The following is a 21,492-nucleotide window of genomic DNA, read 5'->3' on the forward strand; positions in this document are numbered from 1 at the left end:
ATCATAAGACACCTCCCCTAAAAACAATTCAAAAACTAACAAAATGTGAACTCTAATTATCTCTTTGATATAGTTAAATATGTTCCTTTAAAACTTTGATTTAACACCATCATTTCAATAGTAGAGTTTTCTTTATTCGGGACCACTTCAATTTGTGCCTTTCCATTAGACATTTTAATGGATTCACTGCCCATTGGTGTGCCTAGATATTTCTTATTTACTCCTCCGGATAAGCATTGAAAATAGACTCTCTCTTCATAATCTAAACATCTCAATCCCTCTTTATCCTTTGCAATAGCAGTAATTAAATAATTACCATTTTTTAATTCTTTATAAGAAAGTGATAACGACTTAGCTACATCATTTTTCTTATACCTATAGTCTACTTTAAGACTATCTGTGACTTTTTTATCATCTTTATATCCAATTGCTTTTAGCTGGTTAGTACCTTCTTTAAAAAGTAGGTCCCAGGTTAATCCAGAAGCTGGAAATTTATTAATATCCTTTTTCTTTTGTCCTAGAGATTTTCCTTCAAAAAACAATTCTACTGTATCACAGTTACTAAATACATTTATGGTCCGTGAGGTATCTTTAGGCCCTTGTCTTTCTGTCCAGGTATGAGATTCTATATATACAAATGGATCCTTTGCCCAATAACTCTTAAAAACGTAATATGCATCTTTAGGGTTCCCTTCTCTATCCATAATCCCTTTTTGATTAACATAAGGAATATCATTTTCTGGTCTTAACGGTGTTCCAAAATCTTTAAACGCCCATTGTACATTACCTACAAAAGATGGATTAGTTTCTGCTATCTTTAAATGCCAATCAAAAAGATCTACAATATAATTCTCGCTCCAATCACCTATTTTGGCAATATTAGTAACAGAAGTTTGTGTAATAGCTTCTGTCCATCCATCCGGATCCATAGCTCCACTGCCGTCTATTGGGTTTTCTGTATGTCTCCCATAATGACTAGACCCTCCATATTCTGCATGGAGAAAATGATCGTATTCTTTTATGTATTTTTTTAAAGCTTTTTCGTAGGTAGTATAGCTGCCAGAATACCAACCAGACCATATAGATGGTGAAAATACATCTACTATATCTGATCCAGAATAATATTTACGAATAGCAGTTTTTCTTGTTGGATCTAATGTGGATGATAGTATATTTAATTCTTTTAAAAATTCATTTAATTCCTTTTCATTATCTCCATTCTTAAAATCCGGTAGCCAATAAATTTCATTACCTAACGACCATATAATAATACTTGGATGATTATAGTTCTGATTGATAATTTCAGATAACATGTTTTTGGTATTGATCTTCCAATTTTCATTTCCAATTCCTCCTCTACACCAAGGTAATTCATCCCAAACTAAAATCCCTAACTCATCGCACATTTTATAAACCTCTGGGTCCTGAGGATAATGTGCTAACCTTATAAAATTAGCACCCATCTCTTTTATAGCTTTAATATCATTGCGATGCAATTCATTAGGCATTGCTGCTCCATATCCCGCGTGTTCTTCGTGACGATGTGTTCCTCGTAATAATACTCTTCTCCCATTAAGATAAAATGGCCCATTTTTTTTAAACTCGAACCAACGAAAACCTACTTTTTCTGACAACTTATCGATTTGTTCCTCAGATTTTAATAATGCAACATCAACGTTATATAAATTAGGAGTATCAATATCCCAAAGTAATGGTTTAATAGTATCTTTAAAATCTAATATCAATTGATTCGTTGATACTTTTTCTCTAACTGTTTGTATTTCTTTTCCATTTGGATCAAAAAGACGAGCTTCTACTTCGTATTTTTCGTTTTCTTTGAGATCTACAATATTTAGATCCAATTTTAGTGAAGCTTTCTCGGTGGAGACAAATGGCGTATTTACTTTTAGATCCGAAATATTAGTTTTATACTTTTGAAGTAACCATACATCTCTGGTTATTCCTCCATAGATAAAAAAGTCACTTTTTTGAGAAGGTATTATTTCAGGATCATAACTATTATCAACCCTAACAATTATCTCATTGTTTCCTATTTTCAACTCTTTAGAAATATCAAAAGAAAATCCTATATAGCCTCCCTTATGATCTCCAACTAATTTACCGTTTACATATACATGAGTAGTAATATTTGCTCCTTCGAAATACAAGGAATAAGCAACATCCTGATTAATTGTTTCGAACTTAAGATTTTTTTTGTACCAACTTGCACTTCTTCGATAACCTGGATCAAGATCCATAGTATCATAATTATTCCAAGTGTGCGGTAAATTAATATCCACCCAATCAGTTTGTTTATTAACTTGATCAATATGCTCTATATTCAACTCTAAATATTGCCAATTATCATTTATATTTTCTTTTAATCTACTTACTTGTGCAGAGCAATAAAAAGATAAAAAAACAAGCGATACAATTTGTGCCGATTTAAAAAAAGAAAAAACAGTCTTATCCATAGAATTTATATGCTTTTACCTAAGATTCTTTCTTCTTAGAACTGCTTCTAAAAAGTAATAATCCGCATAATTAATTGGTCCATTAATCTCATCATTCTTGGGCCAATTTCCTGTACTATGACTTAATATAAATGGCACATTAGATTCTTTTTGTATCACATATTTTTTGGAGGATAAACTTGTTATAATTTTATCTGCAAATTCTAGATGTTTTTTATCCTTTGTATATTCGTATAGTTCTAACATTCCTGAAGCTATAACTGCGGCAGCTGAAGCATCTCTGGGTTCACTTGGGATATTTGGCGCATCAAAATCCCAATATGGTATCGCATCTTCTGGTAGATTATTATGATCCATTAAAAAAGCAGCTATCTTTTTAGACTGCTCCAAAAACTCTACATTATTGGTATATCTATAAGCCATCGCATACCCATAAAGTCCCCAAGCTTGACCTCTAGCCCAAGAAGATTCATTTCTAAATCCCTGATGAGTAACCTTTGCTCTAATATCTCCAGTTATCGTATCATAATCTACTACGTGAAAACTACTATTATTATCTCTAAAATGGTTTTTTAGAGTAGTTCTAGCATGTTGATTTGCCATATTGTAATATGTAGTATCCTTTGAATAATTAGATGCTTCAAATAGTAATTCTAGATTCATCATATTATCGATGATTACCGGAAATTGCCATTCTTCTTTATTAAAATCCCAAGAACGTATAGATCCTACTGTAGTATTATATCTAGTGGATAACGTTTGCGCACTTTCTATAATAATATCTTTATAAGCTGCATTATTTGTTATCTTAAATCCATTACCAAAGCTACAGAACACTTTGAAGCCCATATCATGGGTTCTATCATTATACTTTTCCTTTTCAATAAAAGTTGTCCATTCTTTAGCCTTAGCTTTATATTTAGTATCACCAGTTAATTGATAAATTTTCCAAAGAGTACCTGGAAAAAAACCACTGGTCCAATCCTTTGATGGAACTTTCTTAATAATCCCATTATCATCGGCACTTCTTGGAAAAGCTAAAGAATCTACCGAATACTCTAATAAATATGAAAACCTATCCGAATATTGAATAATCTTATCCTCTTCAGCTATCGTTTCTTCTTGTTTACTATCCGAAGAAATATCTTTACAAGCGGTAAAACATATTAGTAAAGTGATAATTAATCCGGGAAATGTTTTTCTTTTTTCTTTTATCATAGATATCATCAATTAATACCCGTCATTTTGAGATAAGTTAGGATTTCTTAGTATTTCTTCATTTGGAATAGGTAATAGATAATCACGAGTTGGATCAAAGTTAGCTTTTAGCCCTTCGAGTCCAGTTGATCCAAACACTTGTGTTCCCATTTCTCTTCTAGCGATATCATACCATCTTTTAAATTCGAAAGCTAGCTCTAATCTACGTTCCTCTAATACCATGGTTCTAAAATTGTCTTGAGACAAACCAGAGACATCAGCCGGGAAATCAGAACCATTTCTAGCTCTAGCTCTTACTCTATTTACATATTGGTGAGCTTCTTCGCTTCCACCATTGATTTCATTTAATGCCTCTGCCGCTATTAACAATACTTCTGCATACCTCATTGTAGCATAATTAGTTTCTGATGCACGACCATTCCCATTAGCTGTTGCTCCTATGAATCGAGTATATTTAGCAATATGAGGACGGTTTACGGCTCTTGTATTAAAATCCCTAAATACAGTATATGGCTCTACATTACCATTAAAAATTCCGGTAGCATCAAAACTCACTGCTTTTCTATAATCGCGGTCATCCCAGGTATCAAAAACTTCTAAAGAAGGCACAGCAACAGACCAACCACCGCCAAGGTCATACTGCTCATCCGATCTAATTCCTGTTAATGGTGGCGCATAATCAGTTCCATCATCAGTCTGATTAATGTTTCTTATTGCCTGAAAATCAATTGCAAATAAAGGTTCTTGTGAAGCATCTTGTTTGGAGGAATCAAATAAATCTTGGAAATTAGCCTCTAAGCCTAATTGATAGGTTCCTTCGTTGTCAATTACCTCTTTAGCCTTATTATAGGCCATTTGATAATTCCCCATAGTTAAGTATACCAAAGATAAATAAGAAGTAGCTGTAGCCTTTGCTGGTAATGTTCTTGTTGTTTGCGTATTAGGCAACCAGGTTTCAGCGAATTCTAAATCTGCAATGATGTTTTCATATACTTCAGCTGTTGGTGTAGAACTTATAGAAGATGCTGTTTGAATATCAGTAACAGGCGTATCTAAATAGGGGATATCCCCAAAAAGTCTCACCATATGAAAATAAGTGAATGCTCTCATAAAATATGCTTGAGCAATAATTTCATTTTCTTCAGCCTCATCTGCATCTAATAACTCCGCTCCCGCAATTGCTTGATTTGCTGCAGCAATGGTTTGGTACATTGCTGGCCAAAAGTCATCAATCATTCCATTATCTGACAATACTGTAAAATCATTGTGGTCAATTCTTCTCTGTGCAGTGGTCGGATCTCCAATATCTACCATATCACCACGTACCATAATGGTTAACGTAAATTTTCTTCCCCAAATATCTTCGTGACCCACACGACCATAAGTTCCGTTTACAGCTACCTGTAAATCGTCTAAAGAACTAAAAAAACTTTCTGGAGCCAAAATTCCTACCGGATTTTCTTCCAAATCCGAACATCCTATTGTTGAGACTATTGTCGACAATAAGAATAAGATTTTAATTGTTTTCATATGTTTTTATTTTTATTACTAATATATTATAATATTTTGTTAGTCAACTAGTTAAAAGGTTACGTTGATTCCGAAATTAACAGATCTCACGGTTGGGTAATTCCCAAAATCAAAACCTCTTGTAGTATTAGCATTTGTAGAGCCACCAGATCCACCAGATCCAAAAAAGCTAACTTCTGGATCTAAACCAGAGTAATCTGTGAACGTAAGCAAGTTCTGACCACTAACAGAAACCCTCACTTTATCGATACCCATTTTTTCAGTTACAGCATTTGGTATAGTGTACCCTAAAGCTATATTTTTTAATCTCACATATGTACCATCTTCTACAAAACGAGAAGTAAGAATTTTATCGGTTCTTAATGCTACACGTGGTACATCTGTATTAGTGTTTGTTGGTGTCCAAGCATTCAATATATCGGTAGAAGCATTAGAATCTCCAGCATCTAATTGAATTGCAGTAAGATTTGCAACATCGCCACCTACAGCTCCTTGAAAAAAGATATTTAAATCAATATTTTTATAGGTGAAATTATTAGTAATACCAAATGTGAAATCTGGTGTAGGATCCCCAATAATTTTTTGATCATCTGTATTGATAACACCATCAGCGGTACCATTTTCATCAGGTATATCTGTAAATAACTGATCTCCTGCTTGTGCTCCTGCAAAAGTTGCAGTTCCTTCTGGCAAGTCTCCTCCTTGATATACACCTCTATACTCGTATCCCCAGAAAACTCCAGCAGCTTCTCCTTCTCTTAAAAGGTGTGTGTTGTCAGTGTTAAAATAACCTGGAGATGCATCTAAAAATACATCGATACCTCCTATTAAGGCCTCAACAGTGTTGGTGTTGGTAGACCAATTAAAATCTGTAGTCCAGGTAAAGTTTTCTTTAACAATATTTCTTGTATTTAAAGAAATTTCAAATCCTTTATTATTAACCTCCCCAATATTTCTAATACTAGCTGTGGTTAAAAATCCAAGATATTCTGGCTGACTAGCATCGGCTAACAGTAAATCTTCTGTGTCTATATTATAATAATCCAGAGAAAGAGAAATTCTATTATTTATAAATCCTAAATCCAACCCAATGTTGGTTTGGTAAGAAGATTCCCATTGTAGATCTGGATTTGCAGCTTGATCTGGAACAACAGCTCCAACAACATTTCCATTTATAATCCCTAATACTGTTTGGAATCTAGCTAAAGACTGATAAGCACTAATTGCTTGATTACCCGTCACACCATAACTAGCTCTAAACTTTAGATTGGAGATAGTACTGTTATCTTTCAGAAAACTTTCATTAGAAATTTTCCATCCTATGGCTGCAGAAGGGAAAATAGCACTTTGATTATTTACAGCAAAATTCGACGAAGCATCTCTTCTTACCGTAGCAGTTAACAAATAACGATCATCATAGTCAAGATTTAATCTTCCAAACTGAGATTGAATTTCTATTTCAGAAAAAGATGAAGTAGGGGTTAATGCAGTGGTTCCTCCTGATAGATTGAAAAAAGAGAATGTATTTGAGACAAAGCCTTCTGCTCCTGAAGAAGAAGTTTCTGTAGTATTTTTTTGATAAGAATATCCCGCTAATAACGTTAAATCGAATTTACCGATTTCTTTATTATAAGTCAGATAATTTTCACTGATTACATTTGTGTTTCTAACATTTGATATAATAGCTCTTCCTCCAACATCTCCAGCAGTAATTCGTAAAGTAGAAGGCCTAAAAAGCCCATTTGTTTGATTTCGAGTACTAAAACCAAATGTAGTTTTAAAGTTCAACCCATTCAGAATTTCATAATCTGCATATAAATTAGCTCTGTAATTATCTGTCTTAGTTTCATTGATCCCTTCTGTTGCAATAGCAAAAGGATTATCAACATCATCACCAACAGAGTTAATCGTATTTACCCCATTTTCATTCAATACTCCTAAATCTGGAGCAAATCTAAAGGCTAAAGAAACTACATCATCACCACCTCCATTAGCAGTTTGACCTGTAGATTGTGTTGGAACACCATCTTGAGCTCCTCGACTACCAAAAAGATTGATCCCTAACTTTAACTTATCGGTCATCTGGGCATCTATGTTGGATAGGAAAGTTACTCGCTCGAATTCTGAATTAATAATAACACCTTCTTGTTTAAAATAATTTGCAGAAGCATAAAAATTTATATTATCACTTCCTCCTGAAAAAGAAAATTGATGATCCGAAGTACTACCGCTTCTATATAGTAAGTCTTGCCAATCTGTATTGGCAGGCCCTTGAACATAGGCAGGATTTAATTCTTGCTGATACGCTGCAAATTGATCCGCATTTAATAAATCTAGTTCATTAGTAATATTTTGTACCGAGTAATTCGAATTAACATCAATAGATAACTTTCCTTTTCTACCTTTTTTTGTAGTGACTAGAACAACTCCATTTGACCCTCTAGAACCATAAATAGCAGCTGCAGAAGCATCTTTAAGTACTTCTATGGATTCTATGTCATTCGCCTGCGGAAAAATAGCACCCACAAAACCATCTACAACAATAAGAGGATCACTGTTAGCGTTGATCGAGGTATTCCCTCTAACTTGGATATTAACAGCAGATCCAGGCTCACCTCCATTATTGGATTGAACTACAACACCAGCTGCACGTCCTTGAAGTGCTTGTGCTGCATTCAAAACAGGGAAAGCCGTTAATTCATCCGATTTTACGGAAGATACAGAACCTGTTACATCACTCTTACGCTGAGAACCATAACCGACAACAACGATTTGCTCTAAAGATTCTATTGATGCAGATAAAATAACATTAATACTTTTTTGACTACCAACTAATATCTCTTGATCCGCAAACCCGACATAAGAAAATACTAAAACAGCTTTTTCATCTGGCACCTTTATAGTATATAAACCATCAAAATCAGTAGTAGTCCCAATAGGTTTGTTTTTTACGCTAACGTTAGCACCAAGAATAGGAACTCCATCTTCTGATGTAACTGTTCCTGTAATCTCTATTTGTGCAGATAACGCTGATCCCATCATTAAAAACAAAATTGGAATACATCTTTTCAATACTTTTAAATATGTAAATTTTTCATTCATGAGTGATTGATTTATGTTAGTGTATGCATCTGTTTAATACAGATATATAATTAGAAGACAAAAAAATATGATACACAACGAAAAAAAGAGTTGTAAAAAGATATATCTGCTTTGTTTCCTATTCATACTCAAACCTACTTAAAACGATATATCTAAAAGTCCTAAAAAGGGTATATTTCTGTACTAAATGCTGGAAATAAGCACTTAACAGGCCTTGTCATTGTTAAAACGATCTGTTTTTAGGAAAAGAATTTTGATGCGTATTCTGAGGGAGTCTGATCAAAATGCTTTTTAAAGCATTTAGTAAAATATTTCGGGTTTCTAAAACCTACTTTATAGCAAACTTCTGAGATATTTATTTGACCTAGCTCTAATAATTGAGAAGCTCTTTTCATTCGGATAGAATGAATAAATTCATTTGGTGTTAAATTGGTCCAGCCTTTAATTTTAGAAAATAACATGGTTCTACTTACACCTAATTCTGAACTAAAATATGGGATATCAAAAGAAGTATTACTTATATTTTCTTCAACAATTTTTACTGCCTTTTTCAATAATTCTTCATCTATAGAAGTTACCGTAATGTCTGATGACTTAAACTCATTGGATGAAAATTTTTCTTTCTGTTTTTCTACAGATGATAGAAGGTTTCGTATGGTTAACAAAAATTCTTTTACATTAAAAGGCTTATTTATATAAGCATCCGCTCCAGACTCTAAACCATCAAACTTATATATTAATGAGGTCCTAGAAGTCAATAAAATAAAGGGGATATGACTGGTTCTAATATCATTCTTTATTTTAGAACATAATTCCGTTCCTTCCATTTTAGGCATAATCACATCACTAATTATTAAATCTGGAACTTTTTGTATTGCTTTTTTAAATGCTACCTGCCCATTCTCAGCTTTGATTATCTGATAATAGTCTTTAAGCATATCTCCTATGAAATTTCTCAATTCATCATTGTCCTCTGCGATAAGAATCAATGGCTTTTGGTCTTCTTCAAAAACCATTTCCATATCTAGTTCTTTATTTTTCTTAGCAGTAAAAATTTGATTTTTATATTGAGTAATGTCATCACTAATCTTAAAATCCTTTATAATATCTGTTTCGTTTAAATGAGCTTTACCTTTTTTAAGACTTACTCTAAAAACAGTTCCTTTTTCTAATTCGGTATCCACAACTTCTATAATACCCTGATGTAATTCGACAGCTTTTTTGGCTATCGACAATCCAATTCCACTGGCTTGATTAAATTGTTTTTGATAATCCTTATCACCAGCCACTTCATAAAAACGATCAAATACTTTATCCACAAACTCTTTATCAATCCCTTTACCTGTATCCTCTATTTCAACAATCGCATTATTATCTTCCTCAAAAATTCTAACATGAATCTCTCCTCCTTCTGGAGTATATTTAAATGCATTAGAAATTAAGTTATAAAACACCCTCTCCAATTTATATCGATCAAAGTATATTTTTATCATATCCGAAGAAGCTTCAAATGTATAGATATACGAACCGGCTTTTGCAAATTCATTAAATGACAAGTAAATTTCTTTTAGGTATTTTACCAAATTCCCTTCTGCAACCTGTAATTTAGAATGCTTATTTTCAAATTTTCTAAAATCTAATAATTGATTAATCAATTTCAATAATTGATCCGCATTACGTTCGATAACTAATAGACGTTTATACATCTTATTACTACCTTGATAATTCTCTATCAATTGCTGTAAGGGCGCTATAATCAGAGCCAATGGCGTTCTGAATTCGTGAGAAATATTAGTAAAAAACTCTAACTTAGAACGATTCATTTCTTCTTTTCTAATATTTTCTAGATGCTCTAAGTCTAATTCATGTTTAAGTTTTGTTCTTGCTTTATTAATTTGATTTAACCCAAATAAAGCTAAAATTATTGCTATGACATATCCAGCAAAAGCAAGAGGACTTTTCCAAGGAGCTGGTTTCAATGATATTTTTAGTTTTGTAGATTCATCATTCCAAATATTATCATTATTCGCGCCTTTTACCTCAAAAGTGTAATCCCCCGGTTTTTGTATTGTGTAATTTACTTCGGTATTCTTAGTATACTGCCATTGATTATCTAATCCAACTAATCGATACGCGTATTGATTATTAGAAGGATTAATAAAATTGGGCATCGCAAAACTAATCCCAAAAGAAGCTTGATCATGCAATAACGTGAGTTTATCTGTATATGAAACACTCTTTTTTAGTACTTTTTCATCTCCGTAGGTTTCAATCTTTTTTCCTTGAATATTAAAATCTGTCAAAACCACTTGCGGTACAAAAGTATTTTTCTTTATCTGATTGGGATTTAAAAATGAGACTCCTGATGGCCCTCCAAAATAGAGACCTCCATTCTCAGCTCTTAAACACGCATTATTATTAAATTCGTTACTGACTAAACCATCAGTTTGGTTATAAAGAATCGAAGTTTTTTTATCAGGATTATATGCTACAATACCTTTGTTAGAACTTATCCAAATAACATTATCATCATATTCTACAATACTGAAAACTGTGCTAACTTTTGTGCCTACGACATTAAGTTCTAATTTATTAAACTTATTATCTTCAAACTTAAATATCCCATTTGCTTTGGTACCAACATAGAGAACCCCTCTTTTGTCTTCATATATGCTTAAAATATCATCTCCCGACAGTTGTTCTTCATTAAAAAAGAAACGTTTTACGGTAATTATTTCTTCATTATTTAACCTATCTTTCTTAATACAATTTAAACCATTTTGTGTGCCAATCCATAAATTAGAATCTTTATCAACAAGTAAAACTCTAATTCTATCATTAGAAAGTGATTTCTTATTTATATTATTATGATCTATAAATCTAAAATCTTTGTTTGTTAAATTGTATTGAATAAGACCTTTTCCAAAAGTCCCTAAATACATAAAATCTCCAGATTTTTTAATCGTATACACTCCGACATCTTTAAGAAGCACTCTTAAATCTTTGCTTAATAAATTAGATATAAATTTCTTAGTTTTTATATCATATAAAGCTATACCCGCATTATAGGTTCCAATCCAAAGTTTTTGATCATCAAGAAATAATGTTTTTATACTAAGACTAGGGAGCTTATTATCAGAAATCTTCTGTATATCAAAAGATTGATTTTTCTCTATATCCAGTATACTAATTCCTTTTCCTTCGGTTCCGAAATATAAATTGTTCTTATCATCCTGGACAATACTACTAACAACACCATATTCAGTATCGGCGGTAGTGTTTTTTCTAAGCGATATAAAATTAGAATTAGATTCATCCCATATATTAATTCCTCCATAATAGGTTCCGAGCCAAGTAGAGCCTTTTTTATCAATGAAAATTGTTTTAATTGAGTTTCTGCTAAGACTTTTTAAATTATTCTGTTGATGTCTAATAGAGATAATAGAATCATCATTATTTTTTATACAAAGTCCGTCATAGGTTGCTATCCAAAGTACTCCTCGATTATCTATAGATAAACTTCTAACATCTTTATTAATTATTTGATTTTTATTTGTCTTCCTTACACTACCAAAAGAATCAGAAGTTAAATCGTAATAATTGAGACCACCATATTTAGTTCCAATCCACAGCCTATCTTTATCATCTTGTACAATAGCTTGAATATAAGAGTCACTTAAGCTATTTGATTTTTGATTACTATAAAATCTCTTAAAGACAAAATCATTATCATTACTTGTTTTTAACTTATTTAAACCATTTGCTGTCCCTATCCAGATATCTTTTTTATTGTCTTCATATATACTTAAAATATAATTATTCGAAAGACTCGAAGCATTCGCAGGGTTATTCTTGATTGTAATAAATGAATCTGATTCCCTATTATATACCATAAGACCATTAGAGGAACCAAACCAAAGTTCTCCATTATCCAACATATGAATAGACCAGATTGTATTGTCTGAGATACTTCCTTTTTTACTAGAATGGAAATATGATTTGAATACATTAAGTTTTGGATCGTATCTATTTAATCCATTATATGTTCCGATCCAGATAAAACCTTCTTGATCCTCTTGTATAGATAAAATGTCATTATTACTAATTGAAGTGGAGTCATTAAGTATGTTTCTATACACCGTAAAATTATCACCATCATATTTATTCAATCCATCTCTGGTTCCTATCCACATTCGCCCTAATCTATCCTGATGAATAGCAATTACTGTACTTTGTGATAATCCATCTGAGGTAAAAAGATGTAAAAATTTATTATAAAAATTATCTTGAGCAATAGATAAAGTTGAAATAAAAAATAATAGTAATACGTATATATGCTTCATCAATTCCCTTAAAATTTCCTCCTAATAACGTTTTAAACTTCAAAATATTAAATAAATGTTAATAATTTAACGTTTAAGACTAATTCATTTTTGCTTTCTAATTTTTTAATTCTTTAATCTTCTCTTAAGTTGATACTTATATAACGAAGGAATTAATTTTATGTCTTCATTTACAAAACCTACATAGGCATCTGGATTATAGTTAATTACTATCTTTTGATTTCCCGAGACACCTACTAACCTAGCATTAGGCCCATCGTTCATTCCATCTAAACGTATGAGTTCTTCATGTTCTAGGGTATTCAAAAAATTTACTTTAATATTCCAAAAAGTACTATATGATGCATGTGAAGGTTTCCAATAACCTGCTCCACCACCAGTAAAAAGAGGATATGAGTCATTTCCTAATGTATTTAAATGAACAGTTATTAAATCAAATAAATTTTGATGATTTACACCTGAGTGTTGATCCAAAATTGGATTTTTAAAAACTTCACAGTTATGATAAACGCTTTTAGTAGAAAAAGTATTAAAGCTTAAAGGATGCATTACATCATTATGAACAGATAAATTCTTAACTAAAACATTATGTACTCCACCCATTTGTACTGTATAATGACCCTTCTTTTTCCCAGTAGTCTTAATATCTTTAATGGTGACATTAGCAATGGCTTCTGTTAATATACCACTGTCAGAATTTTCTATAACCACATTTTGAACCCAACTATTAAAAACTCTAGTCAAGTAAATTCCATTGTATCCTTGTTCTACATGATGAGCTATACGATTAGAAAAAGGAAATGTAATTTTGAAATTCTGAATCCCCACTTCTTTTAAATGATCCCATTTTATTATTCTCACCTCATATTCAGGAATAATGTCTGTTAATAATGGAGATTTAATTGTGACCTGATTTCGAACTATTTCTTCAATTTGTGCCTGTTGACGAATTAATGGCAGATTGGTATAGTTCCAATGATGAGATCCAATTTTTAAATTTTCAGTATCTCCATATAATTCTCTTAATATATTTGCCTCTTTGCCCTTTTTATTAAACCATTGTATCTCTACAACGTCCCCTTTATTTAACCCTAAATCATTATGAACTTTAAATGAAACTGAACCACGTTTTGCATTATCAATAGTTCCCAAAACTTTAGGCTCTTTATCGTATTTTTGAAGATAGGATTTTACTCTAGCACCAGGAATTCTAGTCCAAAACATACCTCCTGACCAAGAATATTGAGAGAAAGGAAGGAAAATGTTCTTTTCTTCTTCTTTTTGAATTTTATCTAGTTTAACCAGATATTCTCTAAGTTCCTTTAAATCATTAGGATCTTTTAAGTACATCATTGGCCTTGGGCAGAAAATTTCAGTTCCATTATTTCCTACTCCCTGACCATTAAGTACAATGTTGCTCCTTTCGAAATATAATACTTCACTTAAAATTATCCTTCCTGCAGGTAATTGAATCAATACTGGTTCTTTTATCTGATGAGCTTTCTCAAAAACTCTCAATAACGCTTTAGAATCATCTTTTTCATCATTTGCAACAACCCCAAAATCAGTTGCGTTCAGTACAGTAGTAATATCATCTGAAATTTTTATTTCCTTCTCTCCAAATTGATAGCCAGCATAACTATAATTAGGAATATAAGGACCTTTATTAGCAACTAACTCCGACAAAGAATATTCTTCCTGAGAAGAAGCTCCGATGACCTGTAATAGCAATAAAAATAAGAAAACAGTACTTGAATTGTTTTTGTCATTTATTCGCATTCTATATTTCTTTTTATAGTCCTAGAAAAACTTATTTTATCTATTATCATATGTTATCAACAGTACTCATACGTTTATAAGTTAAAACTTAAAATGCACCTCTCTATTCTAAGAATAAGTTTATCGATTATAATCTATTATGGAAAATAGATTGTTTCAAAACTATTAAAACCTACTATCCTAATAGTTCGGATTAAGGGCGTTAATTGTTCGAATAATTCAAAAATAACCTTCAAAATTTATCAAATACTCAATATAAACCTTTGAAAACAAACAACATATTCAATTTTTTAAGAAAATTTACACTTAAACCAATAAAAAATTAATGTGCTGAAAATCAGTGTATTGTACTTTTTTATACTTATTTCCGTATGATCCTTCTCTAAAATTTAAATTTTAATTGTAATAAAAGTTTCAAATTTGAAATAGATGAATTTTTTCTATTGTAAATATGGATAATAAGGTAGTAGTACTCACTGGTGGCGGTGGAGTTTTAGGGAAAACAATAGCATTAGCATTGGCTAAAAAAGGAGCACAACTTGCTATTTTGGATTTAAGAAAAGATGCAGCAGAAAAAGTTGCACAAGAGATTAAAAAACAAGGTGGTTCAGCGATTGGTATTGCTGCAGATGTACTTAGTAAAGAATCTTTATTAAAAGCACAATCCGAGATTAATTCAAAATTAGGTAGCTGCGATATTTTAATTAACGGAGCTGGTGGAAATCACCCAAAAGGAACAACTTCGAACACGCACCTTAGATTAAAAGATTTAGAAAACAATCAAAATGATTTTAAAAGTTTTTTTGATTTAGATACAGAAGGAATTCAATTCGTTTTTAATCTCAATTTTATAGGGACTTTATTACCTACCCAAGTTTTTGCGAAAGAAATGGTGGGTAAAGAAAATTGTTGCATTCTCAATATATCATCCATGAATGCATTTACTCCATTAACCAAAATTCCAGCGTATAGTGGAGCAAAAGCAGCTATATCAAATTTTACACAATGGCTTGCTGTACATTTTGCGAAAGTGGGTATTAGAGTAAATGCTTTAGCACCTGGTTTTTTCTTAACGGATCAAAATAGATCGTTATTAACAGATTCTGAAGGAAACCCAACCCAAAGAGGTAAAACTATCATAGAACAAACTCCAATGGGCAGGTATGGGGAACCTGAGGATCTTATCGGAACTACAGAATGGTTATGCGGAGAAGGCTCCAAGTTTGTAACTGGTATTGTCGTTCCCATTGATGGAGGTTTTAGCGCTTTTAGCGGTGTTTAATATATAATATATGAAATTAGAAAAAACATGGCGATGGTATGGACCTAATGATCCAGTATCATTATCCGACATAAAGCAAGCTGGAGCAACTGGTATTGTATCCGCTTTACATCATATCCCAAATGGAGAAGTTTGGACAATAGAAGAAATACTAAAAAGAAAGGAAATCATTGAAGCATCCGGATTAAAATGGTCTGTTGTGGAAAGCGTTCCAATTCACGAAAACATAAAAACCAGATCTGGAAACTATATTAAATACATAGAAAATTACAAAACTACAATACAAAACCTTGGTGCTTGCGAAATCAATATCATCTGCTATAACTTCATGCCTGTTCTTGATTGGACCAGAACAAATCTAGAATACAAAGTTTCGGATGGATCAACTGCATTACGTTTTGACGCAACTGAATTCGCAGTTTTTGATCTATTATTACTTAATAGACCAAATGCACTAAAAGAGTACACTGATACACAGATTAAAAATGCTAAGATATTAGAAAAACAAATGTCTGAAGAGCAAAAGAAACTCTTAGTAAATAACATAATCGCCGGTTTACCAGGTGCCGAAGAAGGATATTCCTTAAAAGACTTTAATGCTATTTTAAATACATATAAAGATATTGGAGCTAAGGAATTAAAAGAACATCTCTTTTCATTTTTAAAAGATATTATCCCTACAGCAGAACAATCTGAAGTACTTATGTGCATCCACCCAGATGATCCTCCATATCCAATCCTTGGTCTACCACGGGTAGTAAGCACAGAAAAAGATATTGTGGATTTATATAATGCTGTAGACTCTACCAATAATGGGTTAACATTTTGTACCGGATCCTTTGGGCTTCGTCCTGATAATGATTTACCAAATATGATAGAACGTTTAGGAAGTCGAATACATTTTATTCATTTAAGAAGTACTAAAAGAGATGAAGAAGGAAACTTTTATGAAGCTAATCATCTAGAAGGTGATGTGGATATGTACGAAGTAATGAGATCTCTAATAAATGAACAAAAGAAAAGGAAGAAAGTTGGTCGATCCGATCTTAATATTCCAATGCGACCAGATCACGGTCATAAAATGTTAGATGACCAACATAAAAAAACAAATCCAGGCTATTCAGGAATCGGAAGATTAAGAGGTTTAGCAGAATTAAGAGGCCTGGAAATGGGAATTAGAAAATCAATACTATAACAACTAAAATATAAAATTATGGCTACTGCTTACGAATCCAGATATGCATCTCACCCTAAAGCTGTAAAAGCGATGGATACTACAGAATTAAGAGATGAATTTTTGATAGAAAACCTAATGCAGTTAGGACAAATAAATCTTACTTATTCGCATTACGACAGGTACATCGCTGGATCGGTGGTACCAAAGGATACTTTAAAACTAGAACCTATCGATCCCATAAAAGCGGACTATTTTTTAGAAAGAAGAGAGCTGGGAATTATTAATGTTGGAGGAAAAGGAGAAGTTATAGTAGATGGAACTTCTTATGAACTAGAATACAAAGAAGCTTTATATGTGGGAAAAGGAAATAAAGAAGTATTATTTAAAAGTCAGCGTTCATCAAATCCTGCTAAATTCTATATCAATTCTGCACCAGCACATCACAGCTATCCTACGGTAAAAGTAACTAAAGAAAAGGCCAATAAAATAGAATTAGGCTCTTTAGAAACTTCTAACCATAGAACAGTGATACAGCTTATAGTTGGTGGTGTCGTAGAAACTTGTCAATTACAAATGGGAATGACAGAATTAAAAAAAGGTAGTGTATGGAATACAATGCCAGCACATTCTCATGATAGAAGAATGGAAGTATATTTTTATTTTGAAGTACCAAATGATCAATCTGTCTGTCATTTTATGGGGCAAACACACGAAACCAGACATATCTGGATGCAGAATGAGCAAGCAGTAATTTCACCTCCTTGGTCTATACATTCTGGTTCAGGAACCTCTAACTACACATTCATTTGGGGAATGGCCGGAGAGAATTTGGATTATGGGGATATGGATACATGTAAAATTACAGATCTTAAATAAGTCACATTATGTCACTATCACTATTTGATATAAAAGATAAAAATGCTCTAATTACAGGATCAACACATGGCTTAGGTATGGCTATGGCCAAAGGGTTAGGACTTTCAGGAGCTAAAATTATCGTAAACGGAAATTCCTCTCAAGAAAAAATTAACAATGCAGTAGATTCATATAAAGAATTAGGAATAGATGCTCGAGGTTATAAATTCGATGTAACTAATGAAGAAGAAGTAAAAAATGCTATTAAACAAATTGAAGAAGAAGTAGGTCCTATCCATATTCTAATCAATAATGCGGGTATTATAAAACGTACGCCTCTAGAAAAAATGGAAGTTTCTGATTTTAAAGAAGTAATTAACGTAGACCTTGTTAGCCCATTTATAGTTTCTAAGCACGTAGTTCAGGGAATGATCGAAAGAAAATCAGGAAAAATAATTAATATCTGTTCTATGATGAGTGAATTAGGGCGCAATACTGTTGGCGCATACGCTGCTGCAAAGGGAGGATTAAAAATGCTAACTCAGAATATGGCTACAGAATGGGCTAAATACAATATACAAGTGAATGGAATTGGTCCAGGATATTTTGCAACAGAACAAACAGCACCAATCCGTATAGATGGACATCCATTTAATGATTTCATAATTAATCGTACTCCAGCGGCTAAATGGGGCGATCCTAAAGACTTAGCTGGTACGGCTATTTTTTTAGCTTCTAAGGCAAGTGATTTTGTAAATGGACATATTCTCTATGTAGATGGTGGTATTCTAGCAACTATTGGTAAACCTACAAACGAAAAGTAATGAAACATTTATGCATCATTATTTCCTTAGCGCTTATAGTAATAAGTTGTAAAAAGGAATCCGTATCTGATCTGGATAAAAAATATATCAACTTTACGAATACTTCCAACATAGATAGAATGGATGAAAGTATTATTATCCCTAAAAACATAATAATAAACAAGTTAGATAGCATCCCTGATAATAGAGTTCCTATAATTAAAGATTCATCTGGAAGGATCATTCCTTTTCAATTAGATTACCTAGAAAAAAAGGGAATTTGGGATGAGTTAAGTCTAACTCTAGACTTTAAAGCAAATCAAACACAAAAATTAGAATTAACAACAATTGCTACAGAAAGTATTCCTTCGTTTACTCCAAGAACAAATATTAGATTCGGAATCGGAACTAATAAGAATACTGTAAAAGAAGTTTTAGAACAAAAACGAATAGGTGATCCACGAACCAACGATAGTATTTTTTATCAAATGGAAGGACCCGCTTGGGAGAATGATAAAATAGGCTTTAGATTCTATTTTGATCCACGAAATGGTATTGACATTTTTGGAAAAAACACCTCCGAACTTGTATTAGATCGCGTAGGTTTAGGAGACGGAAATTATCATGAATTAGATGATTGGGGAATGGATGTCCTAAAAGTTGGAAACTCTCTAGGAGCTGGAGCATTAGCTATAAAACACAATGATTCTCTGATTAGACTTACTGGAAAAGACCAAGCAGAATTTAAAACTATTACAGAAGGACCAATAAGATCAATTTTTGAGATGACCTATACGAATTCAAAAATTGGAGATCAAAATATAGATGTTGTCCATAGAATTACCATTTGGAAAGGACAATGGGGGTATCAGAGTCAAGTGTTTTTTAGAGGTGCGACCAATCAAATGGATTTGGTTACGGGTATTGTAAATTTAAAACCTAACGATAAATATTCTAAAAAATCAAAAAACCATTTTGTTCTAGAGACTTTCGGAGCACAATCAGAAAACAATGATTTGTTAGGTATGGCGATCATAATCCCTAAAGATGATTTTATAAACGAAGGAGAAGCTCCAAAGGAAAACACAGATATTACAACAACCTACTACACTGTAATGAATGCTTCTAACAAAAAACCTTCTACTTTTTACTTCCTTGCCGGATGGGAACAATCCAATGTCCAATTCAATACCTATGAAGGTTTTGATAAAATAGTTTCCGAAATGAGCGAAAAATTATCAAATCCAATATTAATAGAATAAAATGGAGAAAAGAGTTGTTACTTTAGGTGAGGTTCTAATGCGTCTTACTACCGCCACGAATGAGCGATTCGAGCAATCGAATACATATAAGGTACATTTTGGCGGAACAGAAGCTAATGTTTCAATCTCTCTTGCACAATGGAATGTCAGCGCTACTCATATCACTTCATTTCCAAATCATTCCATAGGAAAAACTGCTTGCAACTACTTAAAAAAGTCAGGAGTTGACACCAATAACATAAAATTCAATGATGGAAGAATGGGGCTTTATTTTTTAGAAAATGGTGTTATGCAACGATCTTCTAAAATCATATATGATCGTTTTGATTCTTCCTTTTCAAAATTAAACCCTACTATTTTTAACTGGGACGAAATTTTAAAAGATGTAGATTGGTTTCATTGGACAGGAATCACACCGGCGATCTCTGAATCCGCAGCTCAACTATGTCTCGATGCTTTGACTTCGGCTCAAAAATTAGGAATAACAGTAAGTGGAGATATTAATTATAGAAGAAACCTATGGCAATATGGGAAATCACCTTTAGAAATAATGCCTGAGCTTATTAGCAAAACTAATGTTATCGTAGGTGGGCTTACTGATTTTGAAAATTGCCTAGACATTTCAGCAAACAACTTTGAAGAAGGATGTAAAAAAGTACAGCAGAAATACACTACTGTGCATACGCTATCTAATACCCAACGAGAAATCCTTTCTGCATCTCAAAATAAGTTATCGGCAATACTTTGGAGAAATAATAAGTACAATGTCTCTAAAACTTATACTATGGAAAACATTGTAGATCGCATTGGCGGTGGTGATGCTTTTATGGCAGGATTAATTTATGGATTGATGCACAAAGAAGAGGATGATGCTCTTGAATTTGCCGTGGCTTCTGCAGTATTGAAACATGGAATTCTTGGAGATGCAAATTTAGTTTCTGTAGAAGAAATAGAACAACTAGTACAAGGGGATAACATTGGAAGACTATTAAGATAAATGAAAAACTCTGCAGAGCACATCATCACAATAATGGAAAAAACCGGATTAATTCCTGTTTTTAATCATCAAGATATTGAAGTTACTAAAAAAGTATTAGATGCTTCATATGAAGCAGGTATAAGAGTTTTTGAATTCACAAATAGAAATGAAAAAGCACTGTCTGTTTTTACTGAATTACGAAAATATGCATTAAAATACAATGATCTAATTTTAGGTATAGGAACCATTTTTACGAAAATTGAGGTTGAACAATTTCTTAACGCCCAAGCAGATTTTATAGTTTCTCCGGCATTAATTCCTGAAATCGCTAATCATTGCAATAAAAAAGAAGTGTTATGGATTCCTGGATGTGCCACTGTTACAGAAGTTTATAGGGCTCAACAACTAGGAGCAAAATTAATTAAAGCCTTCCCTGGTAATGTTTTAGGTGTAGATTTCATCAAAGCTATTAAAACTGTATTACCTAAAACTAAAATAATGCCTACCGGAGGTGTACAGCCTTCTCTGGAAAATTTAAGATTATGGTTTGATTCTGGAGTAAGTTGCGTTGGAATGGGATCTCTACTTTTTAGTAAAAACAATATTAAGAACAAAGATTTCTTAAAACTTTCTTCGGATATAAAAGAAGTATTGGTGAGCATTAAAGAAATTAAAAACAACTAATATT

13 protein-coding genes are annotated in these 21,492 nt (G+C 32.4%); 7 read left to right on the plus strand and 6 right to left on the minus strand.

Going from position 1 to position 21,492, the window contains the following annotated elements; all coding sequences use genetic code 11:
• Nucleotides 1-56 precede the first annotated feature (56 nt).
• The 6 genes from NMK29_RS18775 to NMK29_RS18800 form a co-directional block, all read right to left on the minus strand.
• Complete coding sequence (locus tag NMK29_RS18775; protein WP_108803433.1) at nucleotides 57-2,474, minus strand: glycoside hydrolase family 2 TIM barrel-domain containing protein; 2,418 nt, start codon at nucleotides 2,472-2,474, stop codon at nucleotides 57-59.
• A gap of 15 nt (nucleotides 2,475-2,489) precedes the next feature.
• Entirely contained in the window at nucleotides 2,490-3,692 is a 1,203-nt protein-coding gene (locus NMK29_RS18780) for a glycoside hydrolase family 88 protein (protein WP_108803499.1), read from the minus strand.
• A gap of 12 nt (nucleotides 3,693-3,704) precedes the next feature.
• Nucleotides 3,705-5,222: a RagB/SusD family nutrient uptake outer membrane protein gene (locus NMK29_RS18785; RefSeq protein ID WP_108805422.1), complete on the minus strand. Its 1,518-nt coding sequence runs from the start codon at nucleotides 5,220-5,222 to the stop codon at nucleotides 3,705-3,707.
• A 51-nt stretch (nucleotides 5,223-5,273) separates the two neighbouring features.
• Nucleotides 5,274-8,324 carry a TonB-dependent receptor gene (locus tag NMK29_RS18790; RefSeq protein WP_254097251.1) on the minus strand — a complete coding sequence of 1,017 codons (3,051 nt, stop codon included), beginning with the start codon at nucleotides 8,322-8,324 and terminating at the stop codon, nucleotides 5,274-5,276.
• Between the two features lie 239 nt (nucleotides 8,325-8,563).
• Entirely contained in the window at nucleotides 8,564-12,667 is a 4,104-nt protein-coding gene (locus NMK29_RS18795) for a two-component regulator propeller domain-containing protein (protein ID WP_108802465.1), read from the minus strand.
• A gap of 105 nt (nucleotides 12,668-12,772) precedes the next feature.
• Nucleotides 12,773-14,446, minus strand: a complete 1,674-nt coding sequence (locus NMK29_RS18800; RefSeq protein WP_108802464.1) for a right-handed parallel beta-helix repeat-containing protein — start codon at nucleotides 14,444-14,446, stop codon at nucleotides 12,773-12,775.
• A 451-nt stretch (nucleotides 14,447-14,897) separates the two neighbouring features.
• On the opposite strand from NMK29_RS18800, the gene NMK29_RS18805 reads away from it, so the two are divergent.
• The 7 genes from NMK29_RS18805 to NMK29_RS18835 are packed head-to-tail and all read left to right on the plus strand — an operon-like array spanning nucleotide 14,898 to nucleotide 21,488.
• Nucleotides 14,898-15,728, plus strand: a complete 831-nt coding sequence (locus NMK29_RS18805; protein WP_108802463.1) for an SDR family oxidoreductase — start codon at nucleotides 14,898-14,900, stop codon at nucleotides 15,726-15,728.
• A gap of 10 nt (nucleotides 15,729-15,738) precedes the next feature.
• Complete coding sequence (gene uxuA / locus NMK29_RS18810) at nucleotides 15,739-16,923, plus strand: mannonate dehydratase (RefSeq protein WP_108802462.1); 1,185 nt, start codon at nucleotides 15,739-15,741, stop codon at nucleotides 16,921-16,923.
• An 18-nt stretch (nucleotides 16,924-16,941) separates the two neighbouring features.
• Nucleotides 16,942-17,781 (plus strand): 5-dehydro-4-deoxy-D-glucuronate isomerase, encoded by an 840-nt coding sequence (gene kduI / locus NMK29_RS18815; RefSeq protein ID WP_108802461.1) that lies wholly within the window; start codon nucleotides 16,942-16,944, stop codon nucleotides 17,779-17,781.
• Nucleotides 17,782-17,789: 8 nt separating this feature from the next.
• The gene (locus NMK29_RS18820) at nucleotides 17,790-18,584 is read left to right on the plus strand and encodes a gluconate 5-dehydrogenase (RefSeq protein ID WP_108802460.1); all 795 of its coding nucleotides are present in this window, start codon (nucleotides 17,790-17,792) and stop codon (nucleotides 18,582-18,584) included.
• Nucleotides 18,584-19,825 (plus strand): DUF4861 domain-containing protein, encoded by a 1,242-nt coding sequence (locus NMK29_RS18825; protein WP_108802459.1) that lies wholly within the window; start codon nucleotides 18,584-18,586, stop codon nucleotides 19,823-19,825. Before NMK29_RS18820 ends, NMK29_RS18825 begins: the two co-directional genes overlap by 1 nt.
• Before the next feature lies 1 nt (nucleotide 19,826).
• On the plus strand, nucleotides 19,827-20,822 hold the full coding sequence (locus tag NMK29_RS18830; protein ID WP_108802458.1) for a sugar kinase: 996 nt from the start codon (nucleotides 19,827-19,829) through the stop codon (nucleotides 20,820-20,822).
• A complete protein-coding gene (locus tag NMK29_RS18835; protein ID WP_108802457.1) occupies nucleotides 20,823-21,488 on the plus strand; it encodes a bifunctional 4-hydroxy-2-oxoglutarate aldolase/2-dehydro-3-deoxy-phosphogluconate aldolase in 666 nt (221 codons plus the stop codon). It abuts the gene before it with no gap.
• The last annotated feature ends 4 nt before the right edge of the window (nucleotides 21,489-21,492 follow it).

Origin of the sequence: Aquimarina sp. Aq107, from assembly GCF_943733665.1 — a bacterium.
Taxonomy (GTDB): Bacteria; Bacteroidota; Bacteroidia; order Flavobacteriales; family Flavobacteriaceae; genus Aquimarina.